Here is a 22,120-nt window from a genome sequence, read left to right as displayed (position 1 = left end):
AATAAGTGTATGAATCTTAATTTTTTAATTCAAAAAATAGGATTTTTTTTCATCAAAATATGGATGGTGAGTGTTCAAAAAAAACTCAGAATGTATTCAAAAGTTACAATCCATAAAATGTACAGATGTAAATTAAATTAATTTAGTTAAAAAATAGGCAAAAATTCAGACACATAATGTTACATTGGCAACAATTCAGTGAAATTCCATTATAAAAAAATATAATGTTAAGCGTTTTTGCTAATGAAAATTCAGTTGCAATCTTTCATATTAATCCATTGCACCATTAGGGTGCATTGTCTGAGAGAAATGGAAAGTGGAAACGGTTCAAACAGCAACGATAAGAATAGAGCATGATTTGCTCGGTGCGAAAGAAGTTCCAACAGAATGTTATTATGGAATTCATACCCTACGCGCCATTGAAAATTTTAAGATCTCCTCACAAAAAGTTGGACAAAATAGTTACTTTATTCGTGCATTGGCGCAAGTAAAGAAAGCTTCGGCGCAAGCAAATTTAAGCTTTGGCAAACTCACTGAAACTCAAAGCCTGGCAATTCAACATGCTTGTGATGCGCTCATCACTGACACAGAAAAATGGCAAGATTCCTTCCCAATTGATATTTATCAAGGTGGAGCGGGTACTTCAATTAATATGAATACTAATGAAGTGATTGCCAACATCGCGTTGGAGTCATTAGGCCATCAAAAAGGCAAATATGAGCTGATTCATCCCAATGATCATGTCAATAAATCTCAATCGACTAATGATGTTTATCCGACCGCATTGCGCTTATCAACCTATTATTCTTTAGATGCTTTGTTCACCCAAATGGACAAGTTAATTACGTCATTTGAAAACAAGGCTATTGAATTCCGTTATGTATTAAAGATGGGGCGCACTCAATTACAAGATGCGGTGCCGATGACGTTGGGGCAAGAGTTCCGTGCTTTTGCAACTTTATTAAAAGAAGATGTACGTTTAATTAAACGAACTCGTGAATTATTGCTTGAAGTGAATTTGGGTGCGACAGCCATAGGAACAGGTGTAAATACCCCCAAAGGTTATGCCATTAAAGCGGTTTCCTGTTTAAAAGACATCACGGGTTTGAATCTAGTGGGTGCGGAAGATTATGTTGAAGCAACCAGTGACTGTGGTGTATTTATCATTTTATCCAGTACATTGAAACGCCTTGCATGCAAACTCTCCAAAATTAGCAATGACTTACGTTTGCTCAGTTCAGGACCAAGGACAGGTTTGGGCGAAATTCAATTACCTGAACTGCAGGCTGGCTCTTCGATCATGCCTGCAAAAGTAAACCCTGTGATTCCTGAAGTGGTCAATCAGATTGCATTTAAAGTGATTGGTAATGATTTAACCATTACCTTTGCGGCGGAAGCAGGGCAATTACAACTCAATGTGATGGAACCTGTGATTGCAATTTCATTGAATGAATCCATTGAATTGCTTACGCATGCAATTCAAAGCTTGGATGAAAAATGTGTACGTGGCATCAAAGCAAATGAACAAGCTTGTCATGATGCAGTGATGCGAAGTGTCGGGATTATTACGTTGCTCGATCCACTCTTGGGTCATGCGTTGTGTGATGAAATCGGTAAACAATGTATTGCTGAAAATAAAACCATTCAAGAGGTAGTTTTAGAGCGTGGTCTACTGACTCAGGCTCAACTGGATGAGATTTTCTCTTTTGAAAACTTGGTTTCTGAAGTCGATGGCATTCAAGTGGATTATGTCGCTTAAATCCTGAAAATTAAGTTGTGATAAAAGCCTAATTCAAATTGAATTGGGCTTTTTTGATTGCGCTGAGTAATAATGGATTTTTAAAATAATTTGATCGGGTCATCATAAGCTTTTATTCCTGTGATCAAGTCAACTGCCATATTACAGATTATTACAGAGTGGGTGGTTGTCTTGTCTAGACGGCTCACCTATGGTCTAAGAGGTGTCTTAAGAACACCAATGCTTAACAACAATAAATAACTGAAATGACAAAGGTAGAAAATGATGATGCATCACTTTATTAGACGCAGTTTAATCTCGATTGGAATATTGGTACTGCCTATCGTACCTTCATTGGTTTTTGCACATGGCTACGTACTGAAACTAGAATCTCGAGCTTATGCCTGTAAGTTAAATAAGAATACTCAATGTGGCAGTATTGTGTGGGAGCCGCAAAGTTTAGAAGCTCCGAAAGGTTTTCCGCAGTCTGGGCCACCTGATGGTCAAATTGCCAATGCAAATTTGAGTCAATTTTCAGAATTAAATGCACAATCACCGACACGATGGGTTAAAACAAATTTGCCCACAGGTGCAAATGACTTTACTTGGCAATTTACTGCACAACATGTGACTCAAGGCTGGCGTTATTTTATCACTAAACAAGGGTGGAATCCTTCAGCTCCCTTGGTGCGTGGCTCTTTTGATCTTAATCCCTTTTGTACGGTGGATGGTAAATATCAGAAACCTGCCAGTGTGGAAACACATCGCTGTCATGTGCCCGCTGACCGAAGTGGTTATCATGTCATTCTAGCGGTTTGGGATATCGGTGATACCAGTAATGCCTTTTATAATGTCATTGATGTAAATATCGGTTCAGGCAACCCAACGACACCAGTCGATCCGCAACCACCAAAACCAGTTCAAAGCTGGAATGATATTGGTGATATTAATCCGCTTGATGACCTATTGATAAATGATCGGGTATCGACGCGGGTGTTTGATCGTAATGGTGAAAATTCAAATTTAAAAACAGAATTACTGATTACAAGTACCGCCAATGGCAGTCGAAATATTTGGCCACGCTTATTAGCAGAAGCGATTAATCGAGAACATAGCGCGTTACGGGCAGGCGTTAAAAATACAAACGGTGAGATTATGCCTGTAAGTGGGAAAAATGATGTTTATAGTAGTTTAAATAGTGGCATCCAACGTGTCGAAATCAAAATTGAGCGTGCACCGATCAGTGGTGGTGGTTCTTATGATTTTGTTTATCCGAAGAATATCAGTACATATAAAGCAGGAACTAAGGTATTGGGCAGCGATGGGCGTATTTATCAGTGCAAGCCATTTCCTTATAGCGGCTGGTGTACGATCCAAGCGCATCAATATGTTCCTGCTACTGGTTCGAACTGGCAGGATGCGTGGATTTTAGTGAAATAATCAATGTACTAGGAAATAAAAAACCGAGTTAGACCTCAACTCGGTTTTTTAATAGATCAATCCAAATAGGTCGGTCTGATTTATAAAACTTATAAACCTGATTCGTATTCGCTATTTGAAAGCAATTTTTCAACATCAGCCATATTGTCTGGCTTAATCTTATAGATCCAACCTTTACCATACGGCTCGTCATTGACAAAGTCAGGATCATCTTCAAGATCAGTATTTACTTCAACCACAGTTCCAGACACAGGTGCGTGAATATCAGAAGCTGTTTTAACTGACTCAACAATACCTGCTTGTTCGGTTGCGGTGACATGGCTACCCACTTCTGGGGTTTCCACATACACTAAATCACCCAACTCATCTTGTGCATGGTCAGTAATCCCTGTAACAACGAGGTCGCCCTCAATTCTTACCCACTCATGCGTACGTGCATATTTCAATTCTGCTGGATGATTCATGACAACTCCTTAACAATCTGTCGTATCATTTTTATTTGGTTTATACATGCTTTTCAATAAAAACAAAAGCTTTGGTGAACTTATAAGTAAGGGTCTTTACGCCAGTTACTCGGGCTACGACCACTCCAACGCTTAAAGGCGCGGCTGAAATTCGCGACATCGGAATAACCCAATTCATCTGCAATTTGCTCCAAACTATAATCGGTTCGAGACAGCAAAGAGGTTGCATGACGATAACGGACTTCATCCACGAGCGTAGAGAAGGATGTACCTTCCGCAGCCAATTGGCGTTTCAAGGTACGATCTGACATGTGTAAGCGTTCAGCCACACTTTCAATACTGAGATAGTGCTGTTCTGAATTGGTTAAAATATCACGGACGCGCATGGCTAAACGACGACGCTCACCCAGTGCAGAGAGTTCAGTTTCACATTGGTTAATTGCAATCTGGCTGGCAATTGGATCTGCATTGACCATTTTTAAGCCAAGATATTTTTTATCGAAGCTTGAAATCAGATGGGGCTGATTAAAGCGTACTGTACTGGTTAATCGATCTTTATATTTTTCAAAGCCAGCTGGTTCAGGAAAGTCTAGATCGACTTCACCGCTGAGGTCATCAATTCCGGTTAAGGCTTTGGCCATGGTCATAATACCAATGGTTAAGCCTAAAATGATTTCAGTACGCAAGGGCTCAACTTCAATATCACATTGTAGTTGTAAAGTTGCTTTAGGGCCGAAAGTAGAGAAATATAACTGTAAAAAGGGAAGGCGTAACTGAATGAAACGGCTTGCCAGTGCAATAGCATCGGTAATGTCATGCGCCGTCATAATGGCATAGCCAATAAAACCATGAATGGAAATACGCATCTGCGTACCTAGATGAAAGCCCAGTGTACTTTCACCCGTAAGGCGCAAAGAATGTTTCACCAATTCATTCGCAATCGGTGTTGGAATTCGATAGTTTGGATCAGCCAGTTGTTCGCTGGTTAAGTGAAATGGTGCGAACAATGTTTCATCGCTATATCCCCAGCGAGAAACGACATCTAATAGCAATAAGCCATAGACGCCTGGTATTCCTTGATCTTGACGAGTTGAGGTTGTTTTCATGTGCTTTCCGTGGCGCTCATCAATTTTGCCAATATCTTTTAAACATTTAAGTCTTAAACATCTTTACATGAAAAAAAATAATCAATCATAAAAATTGTTGGACAAAAGAGTCACCGAATATTCAAGAATCAAATTGGTTTTCTAAACACCAGAATTTTGGTTGTCGATATTAATAGCACATCCCCATGTTGGTTCAAAGCTTGTGTTACGTAGCTGACGATACCACGATCATTTTTGGTTTTAGATGGCACAATTGCAGTAATTTCAATCTCTACGTGAATTTTATCGCCAACACGGGTTGGTCGAGGCCAACGTAAGCTTGATTCAGTGCCTAACAGCCCCCCTGCAACGGGAAAGCATTCCGTCCATAAACGCATAGTCACCGCAGAAGTATGCCAACCACTTGCAGCTAATCCTTGAAATATAGGATGTTCCGCTGCTGCTTGCTCATCCAAATGAAAAGGTTGGGGGTCATATTGACCGGCAAATTGTTTCACTTCTTCAAGTGTCATTTCATATTCGCGGCTGCTAAAACGATCACCAATATTTAAGTCTTCTAAATACAACATTATTCTGTGTCCTGAGTCACTCGCTGTTCAACTAAAAAACCACCTGTTTGGCGTTTCCATAATTGTGCATACAAGCCATCATTAGCAATCAGTTCCTCATGTGTTCCTTGTTCAGCAATTCGACCTTGATCAAGGACAATAAGGCGATCCATTTGAGCAATAGTAGATAAACGGTGCGCAATTGCAATGACTGTTTTGCCAACCATCAAGTCATTTAAACTACTTTGAATTGCGGCTTCGACTTCGGAATCAAGCGCACTGGTTGCTTCATCAAGGATGAGAATCGGTGCATCTTTGAGGAAAACACGCGATATTGCAATACGTTGACGCTGACCACCAGAGAGCTTCACACCGCGTTCACCAACGTAGGCATCAAATCCAACACGACCTTTTTGATCTGTCAGTTGTGGAATGAATTCTTCTGCTCTGGCTTTTTTCACTGCGAGTTGCACTTCAGCCTCAGTCGCATTTGGACGCCCATATTTAATATTTTCAGCAACAGTGCGGTGTAATAAAGAGGTATCTTGCGTAACTAATGCAATATTGGCGCGTAAGCTGTCTTGGGTAACATCATGAATATTTTGACCATCAATCAGAATACGACCTTGGTTGATATCGTAAAAATGAAGCAGTAATTGGATCAGTGTCGATTTACCAGCGCCTGAACGCCCGACAACCCCAATTTTTTCACCAGGTTTAATGGTTAAGTTAAAATGCTCGATGACATTTTTTTGGTTATAAGCAAAGCTAACGTCCTCAAATCGGATTTCACCATGTTGAACTTTTAATTCAGTCGCATCTTTCTTGTCCTGAATCTGGATCTGTTTACCTAGGGTGGTCATACCATCCTGAATGGTACCGACATTTTCAAATAGCATGGTGACATGCCACATTAAAAACTCAGCCATACTGTCTAGCTTCAGTACCATCGCTGTGGTGGCTGCAATCACCCCAATAGCAGCTTGCCCTTGTGTCCATAACCAAACTGAAGTGCCGATTACCCCAATATATAAAAATGTACTAAGTAAACGAATGCTGATTTCGTATTTAACCCCTAAACGCATTTGCTTATAAACCGTAACCATAAACTCTTGCATAGATTCTTTGGCATATTGGCTTTCGCGACCTGCATGCGCAAAAAGTTTTACAGTTTGAATATTGGTATAAGCATCCGTTATGCGGCCTGTCATAACAGCACGTGAATCTGCTTGTTTTTTGGAAATTTTACCTAAACGGGGGATAAAATAGCTGGCGATCACGATGAAAAAAACCAGCCACAACATTAAAGGAATAATAAGTACAGGAGAAATGGAGCCCAATACCACACTAATCGTAATAAAGTAGATCAGTACATAAACCAGCATATCACCTAAAATCATCCAGAATTCGCGCACAGCTAAAGCCGTTTGCATGACCTTAGCAGAAAGGCGCCCTGCGAAGTCCGTATGGAAGAAGTCTAGGCTCTGTTGTAATAACAAGTTATGAAAGCGCCAACGCATGCGCATTGGGAAATTACTAAACAAAACTTGATGTTTGACTACAGATTGCAGGCTGACAAAGAAGATATTGGCAAAAAGGATGCTAATCAGGATGGTGAGGTTTTGTTGGTTATTTTCTAAGAATGTACTTGGGTGACTTTGTGTCAGCCAATCAACCAATTTGCCTATATAAGAGAAAAATAGTGCTTCGAAGCTTGCTGCGGCTGCGGTACATGCAATCAGAATAAACAGATAAGGGCGGATGCCTTTGGTTGATTGCCAAACAAAAGCAAAAAAAGTGGTTGGTAATGGTTTGTTTAAGTCTTTCGTTGGATAGGGATCAACTAATTTTTCAAACCATTGCAGCATGCCGCATTTCCTCTAATTATACAGTACGATTCAGCTCACCCCTGTAGGATAGCAGAAAACCCGCCAGAAGATGGCAAAAGAAAACAAATGATGAGAAAGGAAACAGGCAAAAGATCAAACTTCTATTTTAAGCGAACAAGAGCGATTAGATGAATAGAGGATGGATATAGTAAGGATGTAATTTATAAAAATAGTGAGGTTTTTTAATCATCAAGCTCAAGAATTATACTCCTGATAATATGCTATTTTTTATGAATTAAATGTCTTCACGAGTAGTTAGAGACAGAAATGAATAGCCAAGATAATAAAATGGATGAATTGGAAAATGAGGATAAGCAGCAATAGAATTCGATCGCACATTTAATTGATGTTAATTCAGTAGATTTAGTTGAGTTGTAGTTGAAGTTGGAAATGGTGCATTAGATGTGGCTTCATCTATTATATATTGAGAATATTGATGTCGTTTTGATTGGAAAGTTTATCTTATAACTAAGTGTAGTTATTTAAAATAAATAGATATTAAATAAAGTTTTATTTAGTTATTCTTCATGCTTTGTTTTGTGCTTTTAAACGTAATGGTGTTTGGTTTTAAGGCGGTTTTTTGTCCAATATGATGTTATAATAAGTGAAAATTAATATATATAGAAACGGTGATGAAAATAATATCTATAGTTATACTTATGTTTTTATTCGGTATATGTCGTACAGCGGATGCTAAAAACTTTAAAGATGATTACGTTAATTTATCTGATGTTTATTTCAAATCTATAGATGATCAAATTCAATTTGAATACGGCTTAAGAGGAAAAGTAAAGTCGAAAAATGAGCAGTTAGAAGCAAAGCAAAAAGAATGCTTGGTTGAGAAGAGTAAAGTAAATCTACATAAGCTCATTATGGAACATTATTTAGAGTATCAGGGCTACATGCAGGATGCTGCTGAAAGTGTGATGGCCAAAGATGAATTTAATTTTACTCAAAATGAAGCACAAAAAAATTATGCAGTACTTAAAAATGAGTTAAAACAAACCAGATTTCCTTGTTAAGTAACGGTTAGTTCTTGTTTCTACCTGCTGTGTGTTTAAGCTCGAGTCTTGAAGAAAAACACCCTTAACGAATTAAGGGTGTGATATTGAAAAAAGATATTGCAAAAAATTTAACTTGCTACAGGTGTCTTGCCTGAGTTTTGGGTCATTTGTTCAAAATATTGTACGGCTGGTGAGCGGGCCATATATGCCAATGCCTGTTCAGTATCGCCTTCATGGACTGGGTTAAATTTTGGAGATGTCCAACGTAAAGTTGCTTTCCATAAATATTTAATGGTTGGCAGATTATCTGTTTGTGTTGCAGTTCTTTCAAATTCGCGGATAAATCTAAAGAATCCGCGACGCATTAATTTTTGAATATCTTTATGTTCCAGATCTTGTTGCCCAAGGCTTCGTGCAAAATCAGCAAGGAAGAAAATAAATAAAGGGAAAACACCCATCATAATCACTTGTCGAGACACATAAAAACCAAGTTTGTTGGTGAGTAAGTGTTCAAATAAATCATAAGCCACACAACGATGCTCAACTTCTTCGGCAAGGTGCCAACGAAACAAATCGGTCATGGCTGGATCTGCTGTATCCCAAGACTTGCTATCGAGTGTCCATTGTCCAATGGTTCCAGTAAAGTGCTCGATTGCAGCAATAACACCTACTCGGAACAGCAACCAGTATTCCTCCAACTTTTCACCCTTGAGGAATGGTATCCCTAAAGGTTTGTCACCTAAAAGAATATTAAAAATAAAGTGAGCACGATTTAACGGATCTTGGATGTCATAACCATTTTCTCTTAGAAAATCTTGCGCTTTTTCATGAGCACGGGCATGAGCAGCTTCTTGGCGCACAAATCCGATCACTTCTTGTTTTAATTTTTCATCAGCAATGTAGGGTATGGCTTTATTAAAAACCCGACAGAACCAAAATTCACCAGCAGGTAACAACATATTGATACCATTGGCAATGTGAGAACATAGCGGATCATTTGGCATCCAACAAACAGAAGATTCCGAAAAATCGAAATATACTTTTCTTGCTTTTAGTTGATGATTTTCTGTGATCATACCTGTCACCCAATATAAAATTACGAATCAATTTGCATAAGTAATTTTTAGCATTGAGTAAAATTGTTCACCATGTGCTTATAGGACAAAAATACCTGATCTAGAGATTTTAAAGATAAAATAACAAGAACTTCTCACTTTGAAGCTTGGAATGTCATACATAAAAAAGCCATATCGATTGAAGATATGGCATAAGTAAACTGAATTAAGCAAGCATTTTATGGTTGTGGAATTTACCAATGACAATAGTGTGTGTCATCATGAATCAAGCGGTTGAAAATAAATTGTGAACACTGGAACAAGCTAAACAGTTAGGTACATTGACTGAACAAAGTCTTAGAAAGACTATCGGTCTCGTGCTTCAAAATCTCAGTTTTCTGAAAAACAGTTGGCAAATGCTTTTGTAGGTTCCAATCGCAGCCGGTTTATCGGGTGTAAACCAAGCGAAATAATTTTGGTTTTAAAGGAAAGCCAACTTCATGTTGCACTTTTTTACTTTAGAAATATATAAGTTGGTTTTATAGTGCAATAGAAAAAGAAAATGCCCTAACTCTCAGAGTAGGCGTATACTGTTTATAAGTATTAGAATGATAAGGAACCAAAAAATGCTTATTAAATTTGCAGTTCGATTCATGGGTGTTCTATTTGCGGTATTGGCTCTGGTCGCTCTTGTGATTCATTTCTTTTTTTCCAGTAAGTTAACCACGGATTTATGGATTATCATGGTTCCTATTATTCTTGGTGTTCCAATGCTCACTTCGGTCATTGTTGCTAAAGATGATGAATTAAGCATCCAATAAGATTTATGTTTAATTGTATAAAAGCTTGTCAGATGATGGGCTTTTTATTTTTTTGTGGTATAAAAATAATTCAAATAATAAAGGAGCATAAAGTGGTTGTTTCTCAAATTATTCAAAAATTAGATCGTGAATATGAATTGTTCATAAACTCTCAAAGCTATCAGTCCTATAAAAAAAGTGACTTACAAATCAAAGCATTATTTTTAAAAAATGCATTGAAAGCGATTAAATATCCACATACTGGTTTAATCCCTTTAGGTGGTGGAGTGTATAAGCTACTGAATTTTGATCATTTTGAATTGGATATTAACTTGTTTAATACACCCCAATTTAGTAATAAAACAGATTTTATTGACTGGGTTTCTAAAAGTTTGTATCAAGATCTCTAAGCAAAATAGTTGAATCAATGACATTAGGCAGTCGAAAATGTTAAATAAAATATAAAAATCTTATTCACCCGATAAATGGCTTGACCAGATATCGGTTTCTCGCTTTTATTCATAGTCTTTCAACAAAAATGATTTTTAAAAAATTAAAAATAAATTATTCTCTAAGCTCTTCAATTCAAATAAAAATAGGCATTAGGATGAAAAAAATATTTGTCGGGGTGATGGGATTAACAGTATCTCTCATAGGAGTAAATGGGTGGGCAGATACACCTTTACAAGTCAATTATGGGGCACCTCAAGAGCTTGGACATCATACAGTCCAATCCATAGATCAGGGCGATCGTAGTGAGACCAGCAGCGGAATTCAGACCTCGGTATTTGCAGAATATTATGGCTCTAGATTGCAGTCGGACGAGATTGAAGGTCATGAGAAATTAAATGGCTTTGGTACAGGCGTTACATTTACAGCCTTGGATACCTTAAGTACAACATTTGGATTGAATTACCAAAAAAGTTCAGATTGGCACAGCACTGAAATCAATGTTAAAGGTGGCTATAAATTTTATAATCAAAACAATACTTATGCGAATGCAAGTATTGGCATTGGTTATGCATGGCTTGATGCAGATGACTATGATACTAAACTGCGTTATGTCACCTTACCGATTGATTTTGAATTAGGTCACTATATTCAAAAGGATCTTGCAGGCTATGTGGGACTTGGATATAAATGGTTGTACATCGAAAACTTTGATGACGTATGTACAGGTTATTTTTGTGATAGCACCGCGTCTGATGTGTTAGATCTAGATGGGATCACTTATAAAGTGGGTATTCGTTACAATTTCTAAGAATCTTTTTTTTTGCAATAAAAGAGCTCGTCATAAGATGAGCTTTTTTATTGACCTGATTAACTTTGCTTTTACATAAAGTCGAAATAAGTGTGTTCTTTTTAATCAATCCTTACTCATGCAAACAGTGAAAAAATCCTGATCGCTTAAGATAAAGATTCAATGATGAATGAGAGCATTTTTAAAATGACAAATACTTTTGAATATAAACAAAAAAATTTAAAAACAACTCCCGCAGTCAACATCCAAACGTCAATGATTAATCGTTTTAGTCCAAAGTACTGGCGCATTGATGGCCCTCAAACGATGTCTTTTGCGATTACCAATTATGGGAATGGCTTTGAAGCATCCTTCCGCTCACGTACCACAACCGATCTTGCGGGAATTATTTGGGATTCATATGATGCGAAAGACCATAAATTTTTGGCTTATGAAACCAAATATGATTATAGCGGTGTGATTTGGGACTTCGATATTGAACTGTCAGCATCTATGCCAATGTTAAATAACCCAACTTTAACACCAACATTGACGGTGCAATACAAAGCCAATGATGAGGACAAGGTCGCTTACATTGTCCTGTTCAATTATGCCAATCAGCCAGCATCTCGCTCGGCACATATTCGTATTAATTGGAATACGGTCAAGGCAGGCTTTTCAGCAACCGATTCTTTTCCTGTTACCAATATTCAGCGAATTTCTTTCTCCGGATTTACCTCGAACTACAATGCTCACTCGACGCAACCATTAACCCAAGCTGAAGATGGCTATATTCGTTTAACGAATTCGGTAACCACAGGACCAAATGCCAAACTTAGGCTTAAGCGTGTTTCTGTTCCGCAACATGACTACGGCATTTGTACCAGCTACGATGATCATTATGATCTGAATCCACAGCGCTTAGTCGATAATATGCAGGCTTTGGGCTATCACGGTTTGATCAATCACTATTGTGGCATGTCAAAGTATCCTGAGATGTCTTGGAACAGTAGTATTAATAAATGGCAAATTCCAGATACGTTGGTGACCAATCAATCTGTTGTAAATCCATGTACACGCAAATGGCATGAGCGTTTCGCTCAAGCATTGCAGAATGCTGGGATACAACCTGTATTTGGGGTGAGCTTTGAAATGTACTCGTTGGGCGCAAATGAATTCTGGGCACAGCGTGATTGGAATAGTAATTTAGGCCGTACCGGTTACGAGCCACCTAGTTATTTCTTTAGCCCTTGTGATCAAAATGCTTTGGCTTATCTACATAAAGCGTTTATTGAGTTTGCTGATACGATGGCTGTAGGCGGCTGCCCTGTAAATATGCAGATTGGTGAACCTTGGTGGTGGTATAACCAAGGTACAGATCTACCTTGTGTCTATGATTATCTGACTAAACTGGCCTTTAATGCCGATACTGGATTGTATGCACCAGATTTGGGAACCATCTATGACGCAGTAAATAAAACTGGAACGCCGTATGATGAATTCAAAGCTTGGTTAAAAAACAAATTAGGGCAAACATGCCAAGACATTCGAACCGTGATTAAAGCCAAATATCCAAATGCTAAAGTTTGTCCATTGATTTTTTTCCCAACCATTCGTACACCGATTGCAACTTTGGCGACAGATATCAATTATCCAAGTGAGCACTATAGCTATCCGAATTTCGATTACATCATGACGGAAGCCTATGATTGGATTTTGGAAGCGCGTTTAGGCTTGGCACATCAGGCAGTTGCAGAGATTCCAACACAAGATTTGAACTACCCAACTGATAAAGTGGCTTATTTGGCAGGATTTGTTCCTGATTCCTCAATTGCTCACCTTTATGGATTCGATAAGACTAAGCCTTATCGAACACCGATTTGGCAGCGTGTATTTGGGGATATGAAGAATAATCAACTTTTAGGACTGATGAAGCAGTTTATTTGGGCCTATCCGCAAGTGATGCAGGATTCTGTGACGATAGATACTGTACAGGCACCGAATGGATTCTTTGTTGAAAATACACTGTATACGCCGATTAGTGACGATACGCCATATCCACCTGAAATTTATCTATAAGTAATATCCAAAAAAGAAGTGGTTTTAAAATAGAGCCACTTCTTTTCTTATCATTTATTCAATTTTAAAACACAATCAACTGATGGCGATGTGGATATTGGAGAGACATCCATGGAGTTTTTACTTGTTCATACACAGCTAAATTTTTTCTTACCCAACTGGTACAAAAGATATCTGCGGTGTCGCACTTTAATGATAAATTAGAACAAATGACCCGCAATGGCGGATTTCTATGAATTTATTGTATGCAGCATTGTTATGAAAATCAGAATTCTATCTCTAGGCTTAATCTCAATCTTATTTGTTGGTTGTAACAAGCAACCTGAAGTTAAAAGTGAGAAAGCGCAAGAAAGTTTTGAAGTCGTGGACAATAAAATCTCCGAATACATGGACATCTTGGATAATCCAGATACGCCAAAACAAGAGCAGACACGTGTACTTTGTAAAGATTATCCTAATCTATATGAATCAAAGTATATTCCTGCTTTGCTAAAGCTCGCACCTAAGGACTATAGCAAAGAGAAGTTGATGTCTGATTTAAAAGTTTCGACGGATTATTATGCTGAAAAGTTGGATATCACCTGTAAATAACTGCTAAGAGAGGGCGCTGCGCTCTCTCTTTTGTTTTGAAAATAATAATTATTATCATTTATTGTGGGCTAGCTAGATAACTATGCTAAGATTCGCGGCTTATAAATTTATCGCTTAACAATAAAATCATGAAGAAAATTTTTTTGATTGCATCAATTTTGATGTGTAGTACATATGTTTATGCCCTTGAATCTGACTTTCAGCAGTCAATTTATATTGAAGCTATGGATACGCTTTATAGCCCAAATCGAAGCACCTTTTCGGCTTCTAATATCCAAATTAAACAAGGTACGATTGATATCCAAGCGGCTAAAGCGATAGGAACGCTGAAAAATGGCCAACCTTATCAACTTACGCTGACGGGAAACCCTGTGAGATTTCAGCAAAAAGTGAGTGATGAAAAGGGAATGGTTTATGGTAAGGCCAACCGCGTTGAATACAACACTTCAGCAACTGAAATTGTATTAAAAGGTAATGCATCCATTATCATGGATGGCTCAAGTATTTCAGGGGAAACGCTAAGATATAATTTAACCGTAGGTGATGTTGAAGCTCGTGGTAGCTCGAATAAACGCGTTCAGATGGTTATTCCACCACAGAAAAATGTGCAAATGAAGCCACTGATCAGAAGTCAGTAGGCTAGTCCTAGTACTTCGATTTGCTTCTTTACCTTGTAAAATTGTTATTCTTGTATTTGCGCGCCAAAATCTGTCGTTTAGTTGAGTTCATGGGCTTGAAAAACTGGAAATAGAACATATTATAATTTTTTTCTTATTCTGATATTACAGGCGGAATACGGTGAACGAAGAAGTTTTGTTACCTGCATCACGAGCGACTGCAATTTCTAATGCAAATGTTAAAAAATTAACAGTAGATAAAATTCTCTCAAAAATTTCCAGTACGATTAAATTAAGAGCCAGTGATGGTGATCGAGATGCCTTACAACAATTTTCAAAACATGAAGTTAGTAGCGAAGATGCGGATATTGTTGTGACTGAATTAAAGGAAGCAGGTTATAGAGTTTTCTTAAATCCTAATTTTACCAATACCAATATTCAGTTTCAGCTAGAGTGGGACTGATTTTTAAAGATCATAAAAAAGCCTCAAATGTTATTGGGGTTTTTTTTATGCGCCATAGAATTTTTCGCTTCAGTATAGAAAAAGACTGAAAATTGTTCGAAATTTTCTTTTACTAGAAGCAGAAACTTATCCCTAAATGTTTAATAAATTTGTTTATAATGTTGAAAAAATCAATTTAGAGCGATGGATGAGTTTAAAAGGATTGCTCTTTGTCATGTTAGGGATGACATTGGCTTTTGCCAGTTACTTCTACTGGGATTATAAAAAAACGGGTGGCTATCAGAAGAATAGTGATGGTTATTATGGTTATTCTTTTCCTAGAGACAATGGATTAAACAATCCAGCAGATTGTGAATTAGCAAATACAGAAAACCCAGAACAGCCGTCAGTATCAGAGGAGTGGATGCAAGGGTGTAAGAAGTACTTTGAGTTGAATTAAAAAAAGCACCCTAAGGTGCTTTTTTTAATTTTTAATTTAAGCTTTTGTTTCTTGCTCTGTAGTAAGCATTTGGAAATCATGACCTGATGGTGCTTGATAAATTCTCAAGCCAAATTCAGGAATAATTGCAATCAAATGATCAAAAATATCAGATTGAATTGCTTCATACGAAGCCCATGCAATGGTATTGGTAAATGCATAGATTTCTAATGGCAAGCCTTCACTGGTTGGTTGCATTTGACGTACCAAAATCGTTTGGTTTTGGGCAATCCCTTGATGCTGACGTAAGTAAAACTCAACATAAGCACGGAATGTCCCAAGATTGGTTAAACGACGTTGATTATACTGAGACTGATTACTCAAGTGGTTATTGAACTCTTCAATTTCAGATTTTTTAGCATCGAGGTATTGATCCAGTAGCAAGAAATCTTTTAATTTTTGCTGTTCCTCATCGCTCATGAAGTGAACACTACTTTGATCTAAGAACAGTGAACGTTTAATACGACGGCAGCCTGACTCACTCATCCCACGCCAGTTTCTAAAGGTGTCAGTCACCAGTTTATTTGTTGGAATGGTTGTAAATGTCTTATCAAAGTTCTGTACGGTCACCGTATGTAATGACATATCAATGACATCTCCGTCTGCATTTAAAGATGGCATTTCAATCCAGTCACCAATACGAACCATGTCATAAGAAGCGATTTGAACACTGGCAACCAAAGAAAGAATGGTATTTTGGAACACCAACATCAATACAGCTGCCATTGCACCGAAGCCTGCAAGTAAGGTAAACACATCTTTTTTCAAGAAAGTGCCCAAAATCATGAGGCCACAAACAACGAATAAGATCAGTTTAACAAGTTGCAGATAGCCCTTAATCGGCTTATTTCTAGACTTGGGATTACGTTGATATATTAAGTTAAAAATATTCAGCGCTTCACTGACAGTGAGTGCTAGTGTCAGGAAGATAAAAGCCTGCGCACCCATTTGCACAAAGCTGATGAATTTCTCTGGTAGATGCGGAATTGTGGTAATGCCATTCATGATGACAATTGCAGGAACGATATTGGCAAAACGCTGAGTCACACTATGTTGTGCGAAAATGGACTGATTTGGAGATTTAAATTTTGTAATTAAATGGCGAATACCACGGACGATAATTCTTTTCGCAATAAAGTTGGCAAGTGCCGCAAACAAAATCAAAATGATGAATGCAATCGCTGTTTCTAGCCATGGGTAATGGCTTAACTCACTACGCAAATACTTTAAATAATCCAAACCCAAAACACCTTATAAATTCTTTGAGCGGGAATTGTAAGGTGTAATGGTGTTTTATATTAACTTGATCACAGTTTATATACGATTTGTAAAGGCGTTTTTACATAACTGTTGGATGATTTACCACATCAGATCATCAGGAATCACATATGCTGCATATGGATCTTCCTCATCCGTAGTTTGATCATTTTTCTCGGTATTGTTATTTATCAAGATAAAGCCTTGCATTTTTTGATCAATTTTTTCCGCAAGCGCTTTAGGTAAATAAGCGTAGCTGTCTTGATCTTTGGCAATCACAAGTGAACCTGAAACAAGGGCATTATACACTTGCTGTGAAAGATAGACTTTTTTGATCTTAGCTTCATCAATAAATTGATAAGTGACATCACCTTCAATTTCTTTGACTTTGTGGTGCTTAATCATCTGAATGATCGAAGCTTTTAAGGCTTTCTCTTCGAGTACAGCTTGCTTTTCTTGATTCAATGCTTGGTCTTTGGCTAGTTTTTCTTGTTTGGCACGGTCGATTTCAGCTTTCAATGCCGCATCATCATTTTGTCCAGTGCGTTGTCCATGTTGTGCTTGCTTAGTTAATTTTTTTGCTTTCTTATTATCAACCAAACCCGCTTTTAACAATTGAGCTTGCAATGCATTTTTAACCATAATTCAATCCAAATTTGAGTTTGATGAAGAACGAAAATAGAAAATCCAGTAGGCGACACTCATTGCTAAGCTTAACGCTGCTGGAATGAGGAAGGTCTGTAAGTTTAAATAAGGATAAAGCAGACTCGCAATGAGTCCACCACATAAAAAACCGATAAAGATGAGAAGATGCAGAAAAATACGGCGTTTTTCTACTTTTAAACCACGTGCTTTATAGCCTAATGCTAAACCGATATCGGTCAGCACGCCAGATAAGTGCGTTGTGCGGATAATTGCCCCTTTATAGTGGCTCACCATTGCATTCTGTACCCCCATGGCAACACAGGCCCATAAGAGGCCGTAGCGTGGGAAATAGGGGAGTAAGAGCCAAGTGAGAAGCAGAAAGATCGCAACTAAACTAAGCGGTAGGCCATAACGTCGACCAAATGCAACGCTCCCATTGCCAAGTATTAAGCCACTATAAAAAGAGCCAATCACAAAGCAAAGGATAACCAGACTGAGGTAGATAAAATGTTCAGGCTGCCAGTCAAGCAAACTCATTGCTAACATACTGACGTTGCCTGTCATGTGTGAAACGGACTGATGCAGGACTGTAAATAAGCCCAAAACGTTTACCATCCCTGCATTCAGTGCGAGGAAGAAAGCACCGAGTTGAATCCAGTTAGGTAAACGTTGAAGTGGCATAGTAACCTATGATCTTGGATGGTCTTTGAAATCAACAGCAGCAGTAAATAAGACGTCAGTTGAAGAGTTTAATGCAGTTTCTGTTGAATCTTGCAGTACACTGATAATCATACCAATCGCAACGATTTGCATTGCAATTTCAGATGATATACCAAACAAACTACAAGCAACAGGGATTAATAATAAAGATCCACCCGCAACACCAGATGCGCCACAAGCAGAAACTGTTGCAACGACAGATAAAATAATCATGGTGCTTAAATCAACAGGGATACCAAGTGTATGTACAGCAGCAAGGGTAAGTACCGTAATTGTGACGGCTGCGCCTGCCATGTTGATGGTAGCACCCAATGGAATAGAAACGCTGGCGGTTGCTTCATTGACACCTAAACGTTGCGCCAAATCTAGGTTTACTGGAATATTGGCAGCAGAACTACGGGTAAAGAAGGCAGTGATGCCACTTTCTTTTAAGCAGGTAAATACTAATGGGTATGGGTTTGCCTTCATTGTAATCGCAACTAAGATTGGATTAATTACCAGTGCGACAAACAGCATTGTGCCGATTAATACGGCTAATAGATGGGCATAACTGGTTAGTGTTGCTAGACCTTCGCTTGCAAATGTCACGGCAACTAAACCAAAAATACCGATTGGAGCAAAACCAATCACGGTATGAATGATTTTATTGACTGCTCCAGCCACATCAGTCAAAACTTGCTTGGTCGTGTCAGAGCTATGGCGTAAAGCCAGACCTAAGCCAATTGCCCAAGCCAAAATACCAATAAAGTTGGCTTCACCAATGGCTTGAACAGGGTTTGCAATAAAACTTAAAAGTAAATTCTTTAAAATCTCTGCAAGGCTACCTGGTGCTTGAAGGCCAGTTTCTGCCGGTAAGTGTAAAAACAGTTGGCTTGGAAACAAAACACTTGCAGTTACTGCACTGAATGCAGCAAGTAGCATTCCGACTACATATAAAACCAGCACAGGTTTGATATTTGAGTTCTGACCAATTTGGAAATTTGCAATTGAAGATAGAACTAAAACAAAAACTAAAATCGGTGCAACAGACTTTAATGCTTTAATGAATAATTCACCCAATAAACTTAAGTAGGGTGTAAAGTTAGGAAAGAGCAAAGCGACGCCAATCCCTAAAAAAATAGCGATAATAATTTTGCTAACTAAGCTCAAGCGAGACAGTACATTAAACATATAAAGGCCTTATAAACCTATGCACGGTTTAAGGTTAAACAAGCGCGGTATTCTATACCTAAGAACCGTGAATAATAAAATTTTTTTTGCAATTCAATTACTTTAAAAATACCGAAAAAATTAACACAATGTTTTTTAAAAAAAATTATGAAAACATGACACATCCTTTTGTATAAAAAAAATCCAATAAAAGCTGTTCATTCTACAAGCATTTCAGGCGAAAGTGTTTGTATTGCTTGATAATGTGATAAAAATATTTGACCTGTAAGCTCATTTTTGAGCTGGGATTTACATAGTCGCTCCATAACAGGGCTCTTCACTTCGGATAGATGCAATTGAATAGTCAACTGAGCCAATTCTCGATTTAGGTCTTCTAACATTTCTAAAGCGCTAAGATCGATGTTGCTAATGCTTGAGCAGTTGATCACAACATGTTGCAGCAGCGAATTCTGGCTAACTTCTGTAATCACATGACCTTTCAGAACATGTGCATTTAAAAAGTTGAGGTTTTCATCAACACGAAAAGAAGCCACAGCTGGTGATGTAATGACATTGTAATTTGAGATATTTCTAAAGTGTTGAGTTCCTTCAATTAAACCAATGACAGCAATATGAGGGCGGCTGATACGCCAAAGCAGTAGAATAAAGGTCAGTACAATACCAATGATCAGTCCAGTTGAAATATTTATACAGGTCACACCAAAGAAGGTCACCCACATTGCCAGTCCGTCAGCTTTTGAATATTTCCATGTTTCAAGGAATGGAGTCAGTGTCACCAGCTTCCAGATAGAGACAAAAATTGTGGCGGCTAATACAGCGAGCGGCAGGTTTTGAAAGAAGCCTGTAAAGTAAAGGCTGACTGCAATCATCAATAAAGATGAAATAACACCAGACATTGGGGTTTTTGCCCCCGCATCAGCATTGACAACAGTACGAGATAGGCTACCAGAGACTGCAAAACCGGAATTAAATCCTGCAGCAATATTGGCTAAGCCTAAAGCAATCAGTTCTTGGTTACTGTCTAAGTCATCGCGCTTTTGTAGTGCTGTGGCTTGAGCAATGGCCAGTGATTCTACAAAGCTAATCATTGCAATCATAAATGCGCTTGGTAGCAGTTGAAGAATCAACTCAGTGTTCCAAGTCGGAAAATGAAAATTGGGTAGGCCTGTTGGGATGACGCCAACAGTTTTGATGACCTGATCATCGTTTCCAATAAAGGTGATGATTGCGATAGAGAGCAAAACCAGTAATAAAGGTAATATTTTGTTCAGAAAACTGGATCGAATCAGTTTCGGAAGCATAAACAAGAGGAAAACAGGAATTAGCCCACAGCTTATGCCTGTCAACGTAACTTGGTGCAAGTTTTGAGATAAGCTCAGTAAGAACTCAGGAATATTACCTGCTTGCAACGGCATATCCAGTAAAAACTTAAACTGTCCCAAGGCGATCAGTAACGCAGATGCGATGATAAAGCTTTGAATAACGGGATGGCTAATCAGCTGAATGAGAAAGCCGAAACGTAATAAACCTAAAAGCAGAGAAATGATCCCAACTAACAATGCTAATAAATAAGCAGCTTCAATATAGGCTGTTGATCCAGCAGCAAATAGCGGGTCGAGCGCTGTAAATACCATCATCGAAATAATGGCGACAGGACCAATGGAAAGGGTGGTACTACTTCCTGTAAAGGCATAGATAATCATGGGCAATATACTGGCGTATATCCCCATAATTGGCGGAAGTCCTGCCAGCATTGCATACGCCATACCTTGTGGTACCAACATAGCCAATACAATGCAGGCTGCGATCAGATCAGACTTTAAGCTGGAAAGCTGATAACAACTTAACCATTTTTGCGCAGGCAAAAGTTTAGATAGGTCTAGGTTTAGCAATTTCATGCGCAATAGTCTAAATCATAAATTTATATATATTATGCAGAAAAAATGCTAAAGAGGGTACGATTGAATTTTTTTTGAGAATTATGCCTGAGGGCAGTAATGCTCATACAGCGTATTCAAAACGACTTGCAGCTTCGGATCTAAAATTGAGTAAAAAATTTGTTTGCCATCGCGACGAGTAGAAACAACATTACTTTTTCTTAACATCATCAATTGCTGTGAAAGCGTAGGTTGGAAGATTTGGGTCAGTTCTTCAATTTGTGAAACATTAAGTTCTTGTTTAGCCAAATGACACAAAATAATTAAACGATCAGTATTTGCCAGAGATTTCAGTACAGTCACAATTGTACCAGCAGACTCTCTCATGGCGTCGATCTCGAAATCCTTTTGCATGCATATACTCTCTAGGTTACAGCCGAGGCTAGTATAAAGTCACGCAATGGAAAAATTGTAGTAAAACTGAATAATTGCAATGGTTTTTAATGAAAATGTATATCAGTAAAAGTGATAAAAGGGTGTTATACTGTTGATTAATCGGTTATTTGTGTAAAATACGTGATTAAATACACATTATTGTTGTTTTGGGAGGTTTATATCTAGTTTGAAGCCATTATGGTTCGATATTGTTTGATTTATTCTTTAAAAATACTAAATAATAAAATTAAGTGGTTAATATAATTAATGAATATAAAAAACTAAAAAAAAGATTGTGCTTCACAAAAAAACATATATAATGAGAAACAAGACAGAACGATCTGTCTGCATAAGAAGGATCGGAAGTGCGAGAGCGCAACCGCCAGAGGGTAATAATACTTATTATTCTTTTTACACTCAGACGCAAGCGTGAGCCACAATAATAACTATAAATCACGCTTTATTTTTTATGCAATGATACCTGATTTTTCAAACGTTTTTATA

At 38.0% G+C, this 22,120-nt stretch carries 22 protein-coding genes; 11 read left to right on the top strand and 11 right to left on the bottom strand.

The features are described 5' to 3' along the window. The first annotated feature begins 316 nt into the window (after positions 1 to 316). Both aspA and A7P55_RS17470 read left to right on the top strand, forming a co-directional pair. A complete protein-coding gene (gene aspA, locus A7P55_RS17475) occupies positions 317 to 1,759 on the top strand; it encodes an aspartate ammonia-lyase (protein ID WP_171553089.1) in 1,443 nt (480 codons plus the stop codon). Between the two features lie 261 nt (positions 1,760 to 2,020). Next, positions 2,021 to 3,178 carry a lytic polysaccharide monooxygenase gene (locus tag A7P55_RS17470; RefSeq protein WP_171553088.1) on the top strand — a complete coding sequence of 386 codons (1,158 nt, stop codon included), beginning with the start codon at positions 2,021 to 2,023 and terminating at the stop codon, positions 3,176 to 3,178. 89 nt (positions 3,179 to 3,267) lie between these two features. Here the strand turns inward: A7P55_RS17470 and gcvH are convergent, their stop codons facing one another. The 4 genes from gcvH to A7P55_RS17450 form a co-directional block, all read right to left on the bottom strand. Continuing rightward, positions 3,268 to 3,642 carry a glycine cleavage system protein GcvH gene (gene gcvH, locus A7P55_RS17465; RefSeq protein WP_005211933.1) on the bottom strand — a complete coding sequence of 125 codons (375 nt, stop codon included), beginning with the start codon at positions 3,640 to 3,642 and terminating at the stop codon, positions 3,268 to 3,270. Between the two features lie 80 nt (positions 3,643 to 3,722). After that, positions 3,723 to 4,748, bottom strand: a complete 1,026-nt coding sequence (locus A7P55_RS17460) for an AraC family transcriptional regulator (RefSeq protein ID WP_004807680.1) — start codon at positions 4,746 to 4,748, stop codon at positions 3,723 to 3,725. 128 nt (positions 4,749 to 4,876) lie between these two features. Beyond that, a complete protein-coding gene (locus A7P55_RS17455; protein WP_171553087.1) occupies positions 4,877 to 5,317 on the bottom strand; it encodes a MaoC family dehydratase in 441 nt (146 codons plus the stop codon). Further along, complete coding sequence (locus A7P55_RS17450; RefSeq protein WP_171553086.1) at positions 5,317 to 7,164, bottom strand: ABC transporter ATP-binding protein; 1,848 nt, start codon at positions 7,162 to 7,164, stop codon at positions 5,317 to 5,319. Before A7P55_RS17450 ends, A7P55_RS17455 begins: the two co-directional genes overlap by 1 nt. Positions 7,165 to 7,844: 680 nt before the next feature. Between A7P55_RS17450 and A7P55_RS17445 the strand changes: the two genes are divergently transcribed. After that, complete coding sequence (locus A7P55_RS17445) at positions 7,845 to 8,207, top strand: hypothetical protein (protein ID WP_171553290.1); 363 nt, start codon at positions 7,845 to 7,847, stop codon at positions 8,205 to 8,207. Positions 8,208 to 8,317: 110 nt separating this feature from the next. Here A7P55_RS17445 and A7P55_RS17440 read toward each other — a convergent pair whose 3' ends face one another. Continuing rightward, positions 8,318 to 9,265 (bottom strand): metal-dependent hydrolase, encoded by a 948-nt coding sequence (locus tag A7P55_RS17440; RefSeq protein WP_171553085.1) that lies wholly within the window; start codon positions 9,263 to 9,265, stop codon positions 8,318 to 8,320. A gap of 605 nt (positions 9,266 to 9,870) precedes the next feature. Between A7P55_RS17440 and A7P55_RS17435 the strand changes: the two genes are divergently transcribed. The 8 genes from A7P55_RS17435 to A7P55_RS17400 all read left to right on the top strand — a co-directional run bounded on the left by A7P55_RS17435 (position 9,871) and on the right by A7P55_RS17400 (position 15,473). Next, a complete protein-coding gene (locus A7P55_RS17435; protein WP_171553084.1) occupies positions 9,871 to 10,065 on the top strand; it encodes a hypothetical protein in 195 nt (64 codons plus the stop codon). Positions 10,066 to 10,157: 92 nt separating this feature from the next. Continuing rightward, positions 10,158 to 10,454 (top strand): hypothetical protein, encoded by a 297-nt coding sequence (locus tag A7P55_RS17430; RefSeq protein ID WP_171553083.1) that lies wholly within the window; start codon positions 10,158 to 10,160, stop codon positions 10,452 to 10,454. Positions 10,455 to 10,651: 197 nt separating this feature from the next. Next, positions 10,652 to 11,305 (top strand): hypothetical protein, encoded by a 654-nt coding sequence (locus A7P55_RS17425; protein ID WP_171553082.1) that lies wholly within the window; start codon positions 10,652 to 10,654, stop codon positions 11,303 to 11,305. A gap of 186 nt (positions 11,306 to 11,491) precedes the next feature. Continuing rightward, complete coding sequence (locus A7P55_RS17420; protein ID WP_216078078.1) at positions 11,492 to 13,363, top strand: phage capsid protein; 1,872 nt, start codon at positions 11,492 to 11,494, stop codon at positions 13,361 to 13,363. Positions 13,364 to 13,621: 258 nt separating this feature from the next. Beyond that, complete coding sequence (locus tag A7P55_RS17415; protein WP_171553081.1) at positions 13,622 to 13,954, top strand: hypothetical protein; 333 nt, start codon at positions 13,622 to 13,624, stop codon at positions 13,952 to 13,954. A 125-nt stretch (positions 13,955 to 14,079) separates the two neighbouring features. Further along, the gene (gene lptA, locus A7P55_RS17410) at positions 14,080 to 14,592 is read left to right on the top strand and encodes a lipopolysaccharide transport periplasmic protein LptA (protein WP_171553288.1); all 513 of its coding nucleotides are present in this window, start codon (positions 14,080 to 14,082) and stop codon (positions 14,590 to 14,592) included. A gap of 160 nt (positions 14,593 to 14,752) precedes the next feature. After that, positions 14,753 to 15,034, top strand: coding sequence for a hypothetical protein (locus tag A7P55_RS17405; RefSeq protein ID WP_004653154.1), 282 nt, complete (start codon positions 14,753 to 14,755; stop codon positions 15,032 to 15,034). A 187-nt stretch (positions 15,035 to 15,221) separates the two neighbouring features. Next, complete coding sequence (locus tag A7P55_RS17400; RefSeq protein WP_171553287.1) at positions 15,222 to 15,473, top strand: hypothetical protein; 252 nt, start codon at positions 15,222 to 15,224, stop codon at positions 15,471 to 15,473. A gap of 36 nt (positions 15,474 to 15,509) precedes the next feature. Here A7P55_RS17400 and A7P55_RS17395 read toward each other — a convergent pair whose 3' ends face one another. The 6 genes from A7P55_RS17395 to A7P55_RS17370 all read right to left on the bottom strand — a co-directional run bounded on the left by A7P55_RS17395 (position 15,510) and on the right by A7P55_RS17370 (position 21,595). After that, positions 15,510 to 16,751, bottom strand: a complete 1,242-nt coding sequence (locus A7P55_RS17395) for a mechanosensitive ion channel domain-containing protein (protein ID WP_171553080.1) — start codon at positions 16,749 to 16,751, stop codon at positions 15,510 to 15,512. A 120-nt stretch (positions 16,752 to 16,871) separates the two neighbouring features. Further along, positions 16,872 to 17,411 (bottom strand): DUF2058 domain-containing protein, encoded by a 540-nt coding sequence (locus tag A7P55_RS17390; RefSeq protein WP_005316025.1) that lies wholly within the window; start codon positions 17,409 to 17,411, stop codon positions 16,872 to 16,874. A gap of 3 nt (positions 17,412 to 17,414) precedes the next feature. Then, positions 17,415 to 18,095, bottom strand: coding sequence for a YoaK family protein (locus A7P55_RS17385; RefSeq protein ID WP_171553079.1), 681 nt, complete (start codon positions 18,093 to 18,095; stop codon positions 17,415 to 17,417). A gap of 6 nt (positions 18,096 to 18,101) precedes the next feature. Beyond that, the gene (sstT, locus tag A7P55_RS17380) at positions 18,102 to 19,304 is read right to left on the bottom strand and encodes a serine/threonine transporter SstT (RefSeq protein ID WP_171553078.1); all 1,203 of its coding nucleotides are present in this window, start codon (positions 19,302 to 19,304) and stop codon (positions 18,102 to 18,104) included. Between the two features lie 197 nt (positions 19,305 to 19,501). Beyond that, entirely contained in the window at positions 19,502 to 21,202 is a 1,701-nt protein-coding gene (gene sulP, locus A7P55_RS17375) for a sulfate permease (RefSeq protein ID WP_171553077.1), read from the bottom strand. Between the two features lie 81 nt (positions 21,203 to 21,283). Further along, positions 21,284 to 21,595, bottom strand: coding sequence for a metalloregulator ArsR/SmtB family transcription factor (locus A7P55_RS17370; protein WP_004807645.1), 312 nt, complete (start codon positions 21,593 to 21,595; stop codon positions 21,284 to 21,286). Between the last annotated feature and the right edge of the window lie 525 nt (positions 21,596 to 22,120).

Source organism: Acinetobacter sp. Ac_5812 (genome assembly GCF_013072695.1).
In the GTDB taxonomy this organism is placed as follows: Bacteria; Pseudomonadota; Gammaproteobacteria; order Pseudomonadales; family Moraxellaceae; genus Acinetobacter.
This window is presented reverse-complemented; position numbering and strand designations above follow the sequence as displayed.

Bases quoted from the DNA above. Each gene is read 5' to 3' on its own strand.
- A7P55_RS17470 (WP_171553088.1), top strand. From the start codon at position 2,021: ATGATGATGCATCACTTTATTAGACGCAGTTTAATCTCGATTGGAATA.
- gcvH (WP_005211933.1), bottom strand. From the start codon at position 3,642: ATGAATCATCCAGCAGAATTGAAATATGCACGTACGCATGAGTGGGTA.
- A7P55_RS17460 (WP_004807680.1), bottom strand. From the start codon at position 4,748: ATGAAAACAACCTCAACTCGTCAAGATCAAGGAATACCAGGCGTCTAT.
- A7P55_RS17455 (WP_171553087.1), bottom strand. From the start codon at position 5,317: ATGTTGTATTTAGAAGACTTAAATATTGGTGATCGTTTTAGCAGCCGC.
- A7P55_RS17450 (WP_171553086.1), bottom strand. From the start codon at position 7,164: ATGCTGCAATGGTTTGAAAAATTAGTTGATCCCTATCCAACGAAAGAC.
- A7P55_RS17445 (WP_171553290.1), top strand. From the start codon at position 7,845: ATGTTTTTATTCGGTATATGTCGTACAGCGGATGCTAAAAACTTTAAA.
- A7P55_RS17440 (WP_171553085.1), bottom strand. From the start codon at position 9,265: ATGATCACAGAAAATCATCAACTAAAAGCAAGAAAAGTATATTTCGAT.
- A7P55_RS17435 (WP_171553084.1), top strand. From the start codon at position 9,871: ATGCTTATTAAATTTGCAGTTCGATTCATGGGTGTTCTATTTGCGGTA.
- A7P55_RS17425 (WP_171553082.1), top strand. From the start codon at position 10,652: ATGAAAAAAATATTTGTCGGGGTGATGGGATTAACAGTATCTCTCATA.
- A7P55_RS17420 (WP_216078078.1), top strand. From the start codon at position 11,492: ATGACAAATACTTTTGAATATAAACAAAAAAATTTAAAAACAACTCCC.
- A7P55_RS17415 (WP_171553081.1), top strand. From the start codon at position 13,622: ATGAAAATCAGAATTCTATCTCTAGGCTTAATCTCAATCTTATTTGTT.
- A7P55_RS17400 (WP_171553287.1), top strand. From the start codon at position 15,222: ATGAGTTTAAAAGGATTGCTCTTTGTCATGTTAGGGATGACATTGGCT.
- A7P55_RS17390 (WP_005316025.1), bottom strand. From the start codon at position 17,411: ATGGTTAAAAATGCATTGCAAGCTCAATTGTTAAAAGCGGGTTTGGTT.
- A7P55_RS17385 (WP_171553079.1), bottom strand. From the start codon at position 18,095: ATGCCACTTCAACGTTTACCTAACTGGATTCAACTCGGTGCTTTCTTC.
- sstT (WP_171553078.1), bottom strand. From the start codon at position 19,304: ATGTTTAATGTACTGTCTCGCTTGAGCTTAGTTAGCAAAATTATTATC.
- sulP (WP_171553077.1), bottom strand. From the start codon at position 21,202: ATGAAATTGCTAAACCTAGACCTATCTAAACTTTTGCCTGCGCAAAAA.
- A7P55_RS17370 (WP_004807645.1), bottom strand. From the start codon at position 21,595: ATGCAAAAGGATTTCGAGATCGACGCCATGAGAGAGTCTGCTGGTACA.